Consider the following 12,959-nt stretch of genomic DNA (forward strand, 5'->3'; position numbering starts at 1 on the left):
TGTCATGGCCAAGGCCGAGAGTGAATCTGCCCGTCTGTCCGATGTGGAAGCGGACCCAATAACGACTCGTACCCGTGCCCGACGGGGCGAACAGGTGGACAACGGCCGGCTCCCGGAACGTCTGTCACCACCGCTGGCCACGCCGGTGGAGCACCCACCGGCGGGGGAATGGCGCTATGAAGTCCAATTCCACGGGTATCGACTCCTGGCGCGAATCGAGAACGGCGAAGTACGCCTGTTGAATCGCAGCCACACGGACTGGACCGAACGGCTCAGGCTGCACGCCGACGCCCTGGCGAAGTTGGACCTGGGTGACTGTTGGCTCGATGGGGAACTGGTGCTGCTCGACGACACCGGCCATTCCGACTTCCCTGCCCTGCGCCAGGCCTTCGAGATCGGTCGTAGCGTCGACATGGTCTACTTTCTTTTCGACGCGCCGTTTCTCAATGGCATCGACATGCGCCAACAACCTTTGGAAGAACGCCGCGCCGCACTCAAGAACGCCCTGAAGAACAACACCAGCAAGCGCCTGCGGTTTTCAGAGGCATTCTCCGCCAGCCAACACGACATCTTCGAAAGTGCCACCGCCCTTTCCTTGGACAGTGTGGTCGGCAAGCGCCTGGGCAGCCCCTATGTCTCCGGCCGCAATCCCGATTGGGTCAAGCTCAAGTGTCGGCTGCGCCAGTGCTTCGTTATCGTGGGGTTCACGCGTCCGCAAGGCAAACGCAGCGGTTTTGGCGCACTGTTGCTGGCGGTCAACGGGCCGTCGGGGCTGGTGTACGCCGGTCGGGTCGGCACGGGCTTCAGCCAGTCCCAACTCAAGCAACTGCATGAACAACTCTGCGCCCAGGAGCGCGAAACCTCACCGCTGGACAAACCGCTCAGCGGCGCACAGGCACGCGGCGTGCATTGGGTCGAGCCGACGCAAGTCTGCGAAGTCGAATTCGCTGAATGGACCGGCGACGGCCTGGTCCGCCAGGCGGTATTCCTTGAGCTACCGGGCGACGGGCAAGCCAGTCGCGTTGTGCGCGAACAGCCCATGCCGATAAAAGCGGCGGCCCCCAAGCCCAAGCGTCGGACCAAGGCCAACGCCGCCAAGGTCGACGGCGTGGTGATCACCCACCCCGACCGCGTCGTCGACAGCGTCAGCGGCGTGCAAAAAGCAGAGCTGGCGCAATACTACCTGGACATCGCCCCGTGGATCCTGCCCCACCTCAAGTTGCGCCCGGTCGCGCTTGTGCGGGCACCGGAGGGGATCGGCGAAGAACTGTTCTTCCAGAAACATGCCGACCGCCTGGAGATCCCTCATATCAAACAGCTGGACCCGGACCTGGACCCAGGCCACGCGGCGCTGATGGAGATCGACAGCGTCCATGCGCTGGTCGGCGCCGCGCAGATGGGTGCGGTGGAGTTGCACACCTGGACGGCGACCCATGACCGGATCGAGACACCCGACCTGTTCGTCCTGGACCTGGACCCCGACCCGTCGCTGCCCTGGAGCGCCATGCTGGAAGCGACACGCATGACCTTGTCGGTGCTTGACGAACTGGGCTTGCAAGGATTTCTCAAGACCAGCGGTGGCAAAGGCATGCACGTCATCGTGCCGATGGCGCGCAGCGAGGGGTGGGATGTCACCAAAGCCTTCGCCAAGGCCATCTCACAATTCCTGACCCGGCAGATGCCGCAACGAATCACCGCGACCATGGGGCCGAAGAACCGAGTGGGCAAGGTGTTTGTCGACTATCTGCGCAACGCCCGTGGCGCCAGCACCGTGGCCGCCTACTCGGTGCGCGCAAGACCAGGCCTGCCGGTTTCGGTCCCGATAGCACGGGACGAACTGGACGGCCTGCGCAACGCCCAGCAATGGGACATCCAGACGGCGCTGGAGCGGGCCAAGGGCCTGGGCGCCGATCCGTGGGAAGGTTATAGCCATCGCCAGCGGATCACCACCAGGATGTGGACACAGCTGGAGGCTGAAAAGCCCGGTTCCTGAACCTTTCAGATCCAGACGAAAATAGCCAGCAGAGCGCCGAAGAACGCCCATTTCTGCAAGTAGTACAACTTGCGGTTGCGTTTCTTCAGCGCTTTGCCTTGCAGACGAATCTTGTACAACCGTGAAAACGCCCGGTTCAGGCCGCCAGTCTTGTCACCGGCATCGTTCGGCGCTCCAGCGGCGGACATCACGGTACGGCTGAACCAACGGTTGAACGCCGTGGCCCAACGGTACTTCATGGGCCGTTCCACGTCGCAGAACAAGATGATGCGGTTATCTGGCGTCGTGTTTTCGGCGTAATGGATGAACGTCTCGTCGAATATGACCGCCTCGCCGTCCTGCCAGTGATACGACTGGCCGTCGACATCGATGTAGCAACCGGCATCATTGGGCGTCTGCAGGCCCAGGTGGTAGCGATAGGAGCCGGCGTACGGATCACGATGTCGGACCAGTTTCGAGCCCGGCGGCAGTTCAGCGAACATGGCCGCCTTGATCGAGCCGATGCCCTGCACCAGCTCGGTGGTGCGTGGGCACAGCTTCATGGCCGACGGATGGCTGTCGCCATACCACTTGAGATAGAAACGCTTCCAGCCGGTCTTGAAAAAGGAGTTGAAGCCCACGTCGTCATATTGGTTCGAGCGCTTGATCTCGCCTGCTTGCAACAGGTTCTGACCCTCGGCGCGAATTTCTTCCCAATGGGCCTGCAACGGGCTCAGGTCCGGGAACTCGCCTGGGCTGAGGAACGGCTTGTTGGGGAATTTCGAGCACAGGTAGAGCAGGCAATTGACCGGCGCGAGGAAGGACGAGTGGTCGCTCAGCTGGCGTCCGAGCTTATGCCGCACGCGCCCACGCAGATGCACATAGCCGATGGAGAGGATATAGATCGCAACGATGATGAGCTTCACGGAGTCCGTCACAATGCAAGAGTTGACAGGCGGCGTCTCCTGGCCAGCCAAGCGGCGAGGTAGAGGGCGTCGAGTGAGATGGCATTTTAGCCAGACTTTGTAACTGAAAGTTATCCTCAGTTGTGAAAAACTGTCTCGCCCGGGCAATACCCTATCGTTAACGCGTCCAGATCAGTACAATCGCCGCCCAATATCACGCGCCCCCTTTTGGCCGATGCCGGAAAACCGACCTCGGCGCCTATCCATTCGGGCGAGGCGCTCCGTATGCAGCTGTCCTCTTATGCCGGATGGACCCTTGCGCTTGCGACCGCGAAGCTTCCAGCGCGGTGCGGATCGGCGCAAACAGGTACTGAACAGGTACTGCCGCACCCTTAGCTACTCTGAATGTTCCGCAGGATAAACCTTTGATTTCTACAGCTAACATCACGATGCAGTTCGGCGCCAAGCCGCTGTTCGAAAACGTCTCTGTCAAATTTGGCGCGGGTAACCGCTACGGCCTGATCGGTGCCAACGGTTGCGGCAAGTCGACCTTCATGAAAATCCTCGGAGGCGACCTCGAGCCATCCGGCGGCCAGGTGATGCTGGAGCCGAACGTGCGCCTGGGTAAACTGCGCCAGGACCAGTTCGCCTACGAGCAATTCACCGTGATCGATACCGTGATCATGGGCCACGAAGAGCTGTGGAAGGTCAAGGCCGAGCGCGACCGCATTTATTCGCTGCCGGAGATGACCGAAGAAGACGGCATGGCCGTGGCCGAGCTCGAAACCGAGTTCGCCGAGATGGACGGCTACACCGCCGAATCCCGCGCCGGTGAACTGCTGCTGGGCCTGGGCATTCCCCTGGAACAGCATTTCGGCCCGATGACCGAAGTCGCCCCAGGCTGGAAGCTGCGTGTGTTGCTCGCCCAGGCATTGTTCTCCGATCCGGAAGTGCTGTTGCTCGACGAACCGACCAACCACCTGGACATCAACACCATCCGTTGGCTGGAAAACATCCTCACGGCGCGTAACAGCACCATGATCATCATTTCCCACGACCGGCACTTCCTCAACAGCGTCTGCACCCACATGGCCGACCTGGACTACGGTGAGCTGCGCCTGTTCCCGGGCAACTACGACGAATACATGATCGCGGCCACCCAGTCCCGCGAGCAGTTGCTGTCGGACAACGCCAAGAAGAAAGCCCAGATCGCCGAATTGCAGACGTTCGTCAGCCGGTTCTCGGCCAACGCTTCGAAAGCCAAGCAGGCCACTTCCCGCGCCAAGCAGATCGACAAGATCCAGCTGGCCGAGGTCAAGCCATCGAGTCGCGTCAGCCCGTTCATTCGCTTCGAACAGACCAAGAAGCTGCACCGCCAGGCCGTGACCATCGAGCGCATGTCCAAGGGCTTCGACGGCAAGACGCTGTTCAAGAACTTCAGCTTCACCGTCGAAGCCGGCGAGCGCGTGGCGATCATCGGCCCCAACGGCATCGGCAAGACCACCCTGCTCCGTACCTTGATGGGCGAGCTGACACCGGACGCCGGCTCGGTCAAATGGACCGAAAGCGCGGAACTGGGCTACTACGCCCAGGACCACGCCCACGACTTCGAGGACGACGTCAGTTTGTTCGACTGGATGGGCCAGTGGACTCAGGGCGAACAGATGATCCGTGGCACCCTGGGTCGCATGCTGTTTTCCAACGATGAGATCCTCAAGTCAGTCAAAGTCATCTCCGGTGGTGAACAGGGCCGCATGCTGTTTGGCAAGCTGATCCTGCAAAAGCCGAACGTACTGGTGATGGACGAACCGACCAACCACTTGGACATGGAATCCATCGAAGCGCTGAACCTGGCGCTGGAGAACTACCCGGGCACGTTGATCTTCGTCAGCCACGACCGCGAATTCGTATCGTCCCTGGCGACCCGCATCATCGAGCTGAGCGCCGATGGCGTGGTCGACTTCAGCGGCACCTACGATGACTACCTGCGCAGCCAGGGCGTGATGTTCTAAGAACAGCCACAAGCCGTAAGCCTCAAGCTGCAAGCGAAAGCCCTGTCCATGTGACGGGGCTTTTTCGTTCTAAACCCAAAAACCGGTGGGAGCGAGCCTGCTCGCGGAATGGCCACTCCTGCCAGCATCCCATTGCCTGACCCACCGCCATCGCGAGCAAGCTCGCTCCCACGGGGCACTTGTGGCCTGCCCCAAGGCTCAAGTACACCCAAACACTGTGGGAGCGAGCCTGCTCGCGATGGCGTTGGCACAGCCATCCCGCTCAACAACCGTTAGCCAGCTTCCTTTTCTCCCCGCCACGCGCCATGATGAAGCACTCCTGCCGCTGCCCGCGAACGAGCCACCATGCCAACAGCCCAGCCCGCTCCCAGCTCCTTGTCGATCACCTTGCAGATCGTCTCCATCGTTTTCTACACCTTTATCGCCTTTCTTTGCATCGGACTGCCCATCGCCGTGTTGCCAGGCTATGTCCACGATCAATTGGGCTTCAGCGCCGTCATCGCGGGGCTGACCATCGGCTCGCAATACCTGGCGACCCTGCTCAGCCGCCCCATGGCCGGAAGGCTGTCGGACAGCGTCGGGACCAAGCGGGCCATCGTGTATGGTTTGCTAGGGATTCTGCTCAGCGGCGTGCTGACGCTGATCTCGACATTGCTGCAGGATTTCCCGCTACCAAGCCTGGTGATCCTGATCGCGGGACGTTTGCTCTTGGGGGTCGCCCAAGGGCTGATCGGTGTCGGGACGATCAGTTGGTGCATGGGCCAGGTCGGCGTGGAGCACACCGCCCGCTCGATTTCATGGAATGGGATTGCTTCCTACGGCGCCATCGCCATCGGTGCGCCGCTGGGGGTGGTGATGGTCGGCAGCCTCGGCTTCGACAGCTTGGGCATCGCCTTGTCCTTGTTGGCCGGCATGGCGCTGCTGCTGATTCGCAACAAGCCGTCGGTACCGGTCGTGCGTGGCGAGCGCCTACCCTTCTGGGCCGTGTTCGGGCGCATTTCGCCCTTTGGCGCGAGCCTGTGCCTGGCCTCGATCGGCTACGGCACGCTCACCACCTTCATTACGCTGTTCTATGTCAGCCGCGGGTGGACCGGCGCGGCGTGGTGCCTGACGGTCTTCGGCATCTGCTTCATCCTGTCGCGGCTATTGTTCATTTCCAGCATCGCCCGTTTCGGTGGCTTCAGCTCGGCCATTGTCTGCATGAGCATCGAGACCGTGGGGCTGGTGATGCTCTGGCTCGCCCCCTCCACCGCGTTTGCCCTGGTGGGCGCGGGCCTGGCCGGTTTCGGCTTGTCGCTGGTCTATCCGGCGTTGGGCGTGGAAGCCATCAAGCAGGTGCCCAACAGCAGCCGAGGTGCCGGGTTGAGCGCCTATGCGGTGTTCTTCGACCTGGCATTGGCGATTGCCGGCCCACTGATGGGCGCGGTGGCGTTGAACCTCGGCTACTCGTCGATCTTTTTCTTCGCGGCCTTGTTGTCGCTTATCGGCCTGGGCCTGGCGCTACTGCTGCGCCGGCGGGCCGAGCGTAGCGATCACTGATCGGCCGTCCTCATGCCCGCGCGGGTCGGCTTGCCCAGTGCCTGGCTGAAGAAGCGACTGGCCTCGGAGATCATGGTGCGGTGGATGTCCTTGCGATCGACCCCATCGGCATCGGTACACAGCGCCGGCATTGCCGCGATCTGCTCGTCGGTGCATGGGGCCATGAAGACGAAGTGGCCGGCGCCGGCCAATGTCTTGAAGTCCGGCGCGGTGGGCAGCTTGCGCGCCAGGGCCGCGGCGTTCTTGTCGAACGCCACCAGTTTGTCGCCGTCGCCACTGTAGAGCAGCACCGGCACATGGACGTCGGCCAACGTGTGACGGCCGAATTTCAGGCTCAATGGCGCCATCAGCAACAATGCGCGAACCCTGGGATCAGCCACCGGTGACAGGTCATCGCGATCGGCAATCAGCTCACCCTGGGTATTGCAGGCGTCACGGTCATCGGGCCGTTCCTGGCAATAGCGCCGCAGGCGATTGAGGTCCGGCGTGGCGCCGGAAAGAATCAAGGCGGTTTCACCGCCCGCCGAATAACCGATCACGCCCACCTGTCCGGCATTGACGAATGGCGAGAGCATGGGGTCGTTCAACGTTGCGGTGATGGCTTTGGAGATCTGGATCGGCCGCCCGTACAAATTGCTTAAAGTACCGAGTCGGCTGTGATCCTGGGCGTTGTCCCCCGGATGTATCACCGCCACCACCACGAACCCCTTGCGTGCCAGCGACGTGGCCAGGTCATGCAGGGCCAAGGGCGTGCCGGTGTTGCCGTGGGAGAGCATGAGCAATGGAAACCGGCCGATGGCGATCTGAGCATCCTGCGCCGCGTCGATCTGATAGCCGCCCAGGGAGCTGGACTGATCCTTGGCGGTGGACGGATAGAACGCGATGGCATGCATCGGCTGCTGGTCCAGCGGATCGAGAAAATCCAACTCATGGAAACCGGCGCTCCAATGCGGATGCGGCGCCGGCGCGGCCTGCACCGGACCGAGGCTGGCAAACAGACAAAGCAGTAATGCTGCACCAACACGTGTCATCGAATCTTCCACCTTCGCACGCACGGGGAAGGCCCCGTCGTTAGCGTTCTGGCCGTGCATATCCTGCGCCATCCAGCCCAGCGCCGACATACGAAAAAACCCCGTATTCCAGCCGCTTCATGACGACGAGAATACAGGGTTTTGCAAAGGTTGCCCGAAGCGCCTGGCGCCTTTACGCAAGCCTTACGCGGCAGCGAATTGCTGGCCGATCTGCAGCTTGGCTTCGCTTATCGCTTTGCTTCGCATGTCATCACCGTAGGCCAAGCCTTCGGCGCGGACGAATTCGATGTCGGTGATGCCCAGGAACCCGAACATTTGCTTCAGGTAGTCCTCATGGCCTACGCCACTTGGTTGCCCGGCATGCAGGCCGCCGGAGGTCGAGACGATTACCAGCTTCTTGCCGCCGCACAGGCCTTCGGGGCCGGCTTCGGTGTAGCGGAACGTCTGACCAGCCACGGCGATGCGGTCGATCCAGGCCTTGAGCTGGGTCGGAATGCTGAAGTTGTACATCGGGGCTGCAATCACGACGGCGTCTGACGCAAGGAATTCGGCCATGGTCGATGCGCTGAGGTCGGCTTCGTGCTTGAGGGCAGCATCGCGCAGCTCAGCGCTGGTGCCGGCGGCGACCAGCGTCTGGGCGGAAAAGTGGCTGATGGCGTCGGTCGCCAGGTCGCGGTAAGTGACGGTGATGCCCGGCTCGGCGGCCGTCCAAGCCTGGACCAGTTCACGGCTCAATTGGCGCGAAGCGGAGTTGTCGCCGAGGATGCTCGAATCGATGTGCAACAGTTTCATGTGAGTGCTCTCCAAGTGAGGATCGCGACCAGGCGATCAATTGAGAACAATCCTATCGATGAAACCAATAGCCGATAAGATACCAACAATGCGATAGTTTGTTCCACTGACAGGACAATTGAGCTGGCCATGCAGGACCTCAACGATCTTTATTACTTCGCCAAGGTGGTCGAGGCCGGTGGCTTCGCGGCGGCCGGGCGCTTGCTCGGCATACCGAAGTCGCGGCTGTCACGGCGTATAGCCGAGCTGGAAGAGCGTCTCAATGCTCGCCTGTTGCAACGTACGACTCGCCAACTGAAGCTGACCGCCGTGGGTGAACGCTACCTTCGCCACTGCCAGGCGATGTTGCTGGAAGCGGAGATGGCCGACGAGGCCGTGGCGAGCATGTCCAGCGAGCCCCGTGGACGGCTGCGGGTGTCGAGCCCGGTGGGATTGGCGCACCAGTTTTTGCCATCGATCATCGAAACTTTCCTGGCGAAATACCCGCAGGTCCAACTGGAGATGATTCTGCTCAATCGGCGGGTGGACCTGGTCAGCGAAGGCATCGACGTGGCGCTGCGGGTGAGAGACCTGGGTGACGAGGACCCACTGTTGATGACCCGCCGCTTGCGCCAGGCCCGGTTGATCATGGTCGCCAGCCCCGCCTTTACCGAGGGGCGGCGAATCGAAACTCCGGAGGATCTACGGCAACTGCCGGTGCTGGGGGCGTTGGAAGCAGATCGACAGGTTCACCTGCGCCTGCTTGACCGCCGTGGCCAAAGCACCGAACTGGCCTTGGAAGCGCGCCTGGGCATCGATGATTTCATCGTGCGCCGCGCCTGCGCCCTCGCCGGCCTGGGCTTTACCCTGCTGCCGAGCATGTATTGCGAAGAGGAATTGCGCGACGGCAGGTTGGTGGAGTTGTTGCCTGGCTGGTCATCCCCCGATGGCTGGCTCTTGGCGGTTTATCCTCACCGGCGCGGTATGCTGCCGGCGGTGCGCGCCTGGATCGATCATTTGGTGGCGGCGTTTGAACAATGTGGAGAGAAAACGCTATGAGCTTGAGCGAAGAGGATGTCGCACGGTTTTGCCTGGGCCTGCCTGGGGTCAGGGAAGACTACAAGTGGGGCGGCGTGCGGGTATTTTCCATCGCTGGAAACAAGATGTTCGCCTTGCAGGGCCTGCGCAGTGATTCGTTGGCGTTCAAGGTCGACAAGGACCTGTTTCTAGGCCACTGCGACCGGCCCGGCATTCACCCCGCGCCTTATCTGGCCCGGGCGCAGTGGATCATCATGAACGTGCCCTACCCGCTGGGCGATGACGAATTGCGGGGGTTGCTGCAACGCTCCCATCAACTGGTGGTCAGCAAATTGCCGAAGCGGACGCAGGTTGGGTTGTTGCTGTAGCGTCCTAGAACAACGCCAGCAGATGCCCACCCAGGAACAACTGATCCACCCAGAACCCCTGGTGCAATAACACGACGAACCAGAACACCACCTGAAACGAAACCTTGCGGGTCTTGTGGCGAAACACCTGTTGAGCCAGCAACGCACCGGGCCAGCCACCGGCCAGCTCGACGGCGTGCAACACATTTTCCGGCGTGCGCCAGGCGTCCGAACGCGCCTTGCGCTTATCGCTCCAGTAGAGCAAAAACGCCACGACACTGACGACGCCGTAAGCCGTCATCGGCACCCAGGACTCGCCTTGCAGCCCCAGCAGTAGCGAACCCGCGAGCGGCAAGGCGCACAGCAGCGCGAACACGCCCAGCTTGAGCCGCAGGTTCTGCACGGCCCCGCTGGGGTGACGCGCGCCGCGCCGGCCTGAATCGTTCATGGCTTGGCCGCTGTCCAGTCCACCCAGCCAAACTGCCAGGTCGCCAGGATCAACAGGCCGAACGCAATCCGATACCAGGCGAAGACTGCATAGCTGTGGCTGGCGATGAAGCGCAGCAGGCCCTTGACCGCGATCATGGCGAAGATGAACGCGGTGATGAAGCCGATGGCAAACACGGGGAAATCCGCCGGAACGAACAATTCGCGGTATTTATAGCCGGAGTAAACCGCCGCGCCGACCATGGTCGGCATCGCCAGGAAAAAAGAGAATTCCGTGGCGGTCTTGCGCGACAGGCCGAACAGCAGCCCTCCGATGATGGTTGCCCCGGAGCGGGAGGTGCCGGGAATCATCGCGATGCACTGGGCCAGGCCGACTTTCAGGGCGTCCTTCCATGTCATGTCATCGACGGTTTCGGCGTGCACCGTGTGCTGGCGCTTCTCGGCCCACAGCATCACCAACCCACCCACTACCAGCGCCGTCGCAACGGTAATGGCGTTGAACAGGTAATGATGGATCCAGTCGGCGAGCAGCACGCCCAATATCACCGCGGGAAAGAAGGCAATCAGTAGGTTGGCGGTGAATCGACGGGCGCCGGGCTGGGTCGGCAGGCCCAACACCACATCAAAAATCTTGCGCCGAAACTCCCAGACCACCGCCAGGATCGCGCCGAGCTGGATGATGATGTTGAACGCCATCGAACGTTCGCCGCCAAACCCGAGCAAATCCGCAACAACGATCTGGTGCCCCGTGCTGGAAATCGGCAGAAACTCCGTCAGGCCCTCTACCACGCCAAGAATCAATGCCGAAAAGGCAGTCCACAAATCCATTCATCCCCCAAAAAAAAGCCTGTCTATCCAGGCCTTATCTATATTCAAACATTACGCGGCGAGCGCAGCGGGCTGCACGATAACCGCGACCTTGCAAAAAAAACCAATGAAAAAAGCAGAACCGGCTCAGGTTTTACGCTGCGGGGCCGAAATCCTATCAGACAAGCCCTGATAACGCTGCCGCGTCATGACCCAGGTCCATCACGCGTACCTGCCGAGCGTTAAAGTGCCGGCCGTCGTTAAAAATGACAAGAATAAGAACCGGAGTGACAGCGTATGAATAGCTTGCGCAGTGTATCGATCAGCCGACGCTTGTGGCTCATCCTGGTCGTGGCCATCGTGATGTTGTTCACGCTGGGCGCGTTTATGCTCAAGCAGATCCACACGGACCTGTATCAGGCCAAGGTGCAGAAGACCCAACACGTGGTCCAGACCGCCAGCGGTGTGTTGAGCTACTACCATGGCCTGGAAACCGCCGGCACGCTGACGCGCGATGCGGCGCAGAAGCAGGCCCTCAGCGCGGTCCGCGGGCTGCGCTATGACCAGAACGACTACTTCTGGATCAACGACCTGACGCCGGTCATGGTCATGCACCCCACCAATCCCAAACTCGAAGGCCAGAACCTCTCGGCGATCCGCGACCCCAACGGGTTTGCGCTGTTCAACGAGATGGTCACCATCGCCAAGGCCAAGGGCGCCGGGATGGTCGACTACCTCTGGCCCAAGCCGGGCGCCGACGCGCCGGTCGGCAAGACGTCATACGTCAAACTTTTCGAACCGTGGGGCTGGATCATTGGCTCCGGTGTGTATGTGGATGACGTCCAGGCAGAATTCCAGTCCCAGGTGATCAAGGCCGCGTTGATCGGTTTGGCGATTACCTTGGTCATGGGCCTGCTGCTGACGCTGATCGTGCGCAGCATCGTCCGTCCGCTTCAGGACACCGTCAACGCCATGGCCAACATCGCCAGCGGTGAAAGCGACCTGACCCGCACCCTCGACACCCACGGTCAGGACGAAGTCACCCAGTTGGCGCGACACTTCAACGCCTTTACCGCAAAACTGCGGCAAGTCGTGGGCCAGTTGCAGAGCTCTGCCAGCGCGCTGGGGCAATCATCCAGCGAACTGGGCAACGACGCCGCGCAGGCGCAGCAGCGCAGCCAGCAGCAATCCCAACAGATGGAACTGGTGGCGACCGCCATCAACGAAGTGACCTATGGCGTGCAGGACGTCGCCAAGAACGCTGAACATGCCGCCAGCGAAATGCGCGACGCCGAATCCCAGGCCCAGCAAGGCCAGGTCAACATCGACGGCAGCCTGCAACAGATCGACCGGCTTTCGCAGACCATCGACCAGGCCGTGGAAGTGATCCGCACCCTGGCGAGTGAAAGCACCCAGATCGGCAGCGTGCTGGAGGTGATTCGCTCCATCGCCGAACAAACCAACCTGCTGGCGCTCAACGCCGCGATCGAAGCCGCCCGCGCCGGCGAACAAGGCCGCGGCTTTGCCGTGGTGGCCGACGAAGTGCGTCTGCTGGCCCAGCGCACGCAGAAATCCACGGCGGAAATCCAGGCCATGATCGAACGCCTGCAAAACCACTCCGAAGCCGCGGTGAAAGTCATCAGCGACAGCAGCCGGGCCTCGCAGTTGACCATCGAACAAGCGGGCCTGGCCGGTGCCAGCCTCAACGCCATCGGCCAAGCCTTGCGCAACCTCAACAGCCTGAACGCTTCCATCGCCAGCGCCACTCTTCAACAGGCCCATGTGGTGGAAGACATCAACCAGAACGTCACCCAGGCCGCCGGCCTCTCCCACAGCACCGCCGTGGCCGCCGAGCAGTCGAGCCTGGCGAGCGCGCGCCTGAAAGACTTGAGCGAACAGCTGAACGGGTTGCTCAAGCAGTTCCGGGTCTGAGATGCATCCTGCTCGCGATGCGCTAGCACATCCAACATGGATGCCAGCTGACCCGGCGCCATCGCGAGCAAGCTCGCTCCCACAGGGTTGCGAGATGATCTGGAGTGCGGATTTACACCGTAATCCCTTGTGAGCTTGCTCGCGATAGCGCCAAGGCT

11 protein-coding genes are annotated in these 12,959 nt (G+C 61.6%); 6 read left to right on the forward strand and 5 right to left on the reverse strand.

Annotated features, from left to right (window positions below):
• Positions 1–4: 4 nt before the first annotated feature.
• On the forward strand, positions 5–1,993 hold the full coding sequence (gene ligD / locus J3P90_RS14020) for a DNA ligase D (protein WP_420766854.1): 1,989 nt from the start codon (positions 5–7) through the stop codon (positions 1,991–1,993).
• A 5-nt stretch (positions 1,994–1,998) separates the two neighbouring features.
• Here ligD and lpxO read toward each other — a convergent pair whose 3' ends face one another.
• On the reverse strand, positions 1,999–2,898 hold the full coding sequence (gene lpxO, locus J3P90_RS14025) for a lipid A hydroxylase LpxO (protein WP_434674903.1): 900 nt from the start codon (positions 2,896–2,898) through the stop codon (positions 1,999–2,001).
• A gap of 404 nt (positions 2,899–3,302) precedes the next feature.
• Here lpxO and J3P90_RS14030 point away from each other — a divergent pair, with 404 nt between their 5' ends.
• Both J3P90_RS14030 and J3P90_RS14035 read left to right on the forward strand, forming a co-directional pair.
• Positions 3,303–4,889, forward strand: coding sequence for an ABC-F family ATPase (locus tag J3P90_RS14030; protein ID WP_420766852.1), 1,587 nt, complete (start codon positions 3,303–3,305; stop codon positions 4,887–4,889).
• A gap of 345 nt (positions 4,890–5,234) precedes the next feature.
• The gene (locus tag J3P90_RS14035; protein WP_420766851.1) at positions 5,235–6,428 is read left to right on the forward strand and encodes an MFS transporter; all 1,194 of its coding nucleotides are present in this window, start codon (positions 5,235–5,237) and stop codon (positions 6,426–6,428) included.
• Here the strand turns inward: J3P90_RS14035 and J3P90_RS14040 are convergent.
• On the reverse strand, positions 6,422–7,459 hold the full coding sequence (locus J3P90_RS14040) for an alpha/beta hydrolase family protein (protein ID WP_434674904.1): 1,038 nt from the start codon (positions 7,457–7,459) through the stop codon (positions 6,422–6,424). The two genes, J3P90_RS14035 and J3P90_RS14040, sit on opposite strands and share 7 nt — an antisense overlap.
• 183 nt (positions 7,460–7,642) lie before the next feature.
• The gene (locus J3P90_RS14045) at positions 7,643–8,251 is read right to left on the reverse strand and encodes an FMN-dependent NADH-azoreductase (RefSeq protein WP_434674905.1); all 609 of its coding nucleotides are present in this window, start codon (positions 8,249–8,251) and stop codon (positions 7,643–7,645) included.
• Positions 8,252–8,380: 129 nt separating this feature from the next.
• Here J3P90_RS14045 and J3P90_RS14050 point away from each other — a divergent pair, with 129 nt between their 5' ends.
• Both J3P90_RS14050 and J3P90_RS14055 read left to right on the forward strand, forming a co-directional pair.
• Positions 8,381–9,289 (forward strand): LysR substrate-binding domain-containing protein, encoded by a 909-nt coding sequence (locus J3P90_RS14050; RefSeq protein ID WP_420766848.1) that lies wholly within the window; start codon positions 8,381–8,383, stop codon positions 9,287–9,289.
• Positions 9,286–9,636, forward strand: coding sequence for an MmcQ/YjbR family DNA-binding protein (locus tag J3P90_RS14055; protein WP_420766847.1), 351 nt, complete (start codon positions 9,286–9,288; stop codon positions 9,634–9,636). The genes J3P90_RS14050 and J3P90_RS14055 overlap by 4 nt, the downstream gene beginning before the upstream one ends.
• A 4-nt stretch (positions 9,637–9,640) precedes the next feature.
• Here J3P90_RS14055 and J3P90_RS14060 read toward each other — a convergent pair whose 3' ends face one another.
• Positions 9,641–10,063, reverse strand: a complete 423-nt coding sequence (locus J3P90_RS14060; protein WP_434674906.1) for a DUF1294 domain-containing protein — start codon at positions 10,061–10,063, stop codon at positions 9,641–9,643.
• Positions 10,060–10,890: an undecaprenyl-diphosphate phosphatase gene (locus J3P90_RS14065; RefSeq protein ID WP_420766845.1), complete on the reverse strand. Its 831-nt coding sequence runs from the start codon at positions 10,888–10,890 to the stop codon at positions 10,060–10,062. Before J3P90_RS14065 ends, J3P90_RS14060 begins: the two co-directional genes overlap by 4 nt.
• Positions 10,891–11,166: 276 nt before the next feature.
• Here J3P90_RS14065 and J3P90_RS14070 point away from each other — a divergent pair, with 276 nt between their 5' ends.
• On the forward strand, positions 11,167–12,801 hold the full coding sequence (locus tag J3P90_RS14070) for a methyl-accepting chemotaxis protein (protein WP_434563908.1): 1,635 nt from the start codon (positions 11,167–11,169) through the stop codon (positions 12,799–12,801).
• The last annotated feature ends 158 nt before the right edge of the window (positions 12,802–12,959 follow it).

The sequence above is a fragment of the Pseudomonas sp. D3-10 genome, assembly GCF_051132175.1.
Classification (GTDB): domain Bacteria; phylum Pseudomonadota; class Gammaproteobacteria; order Pseudomonadales; family Pseudomonadaceae; genus Aquipseudomonas.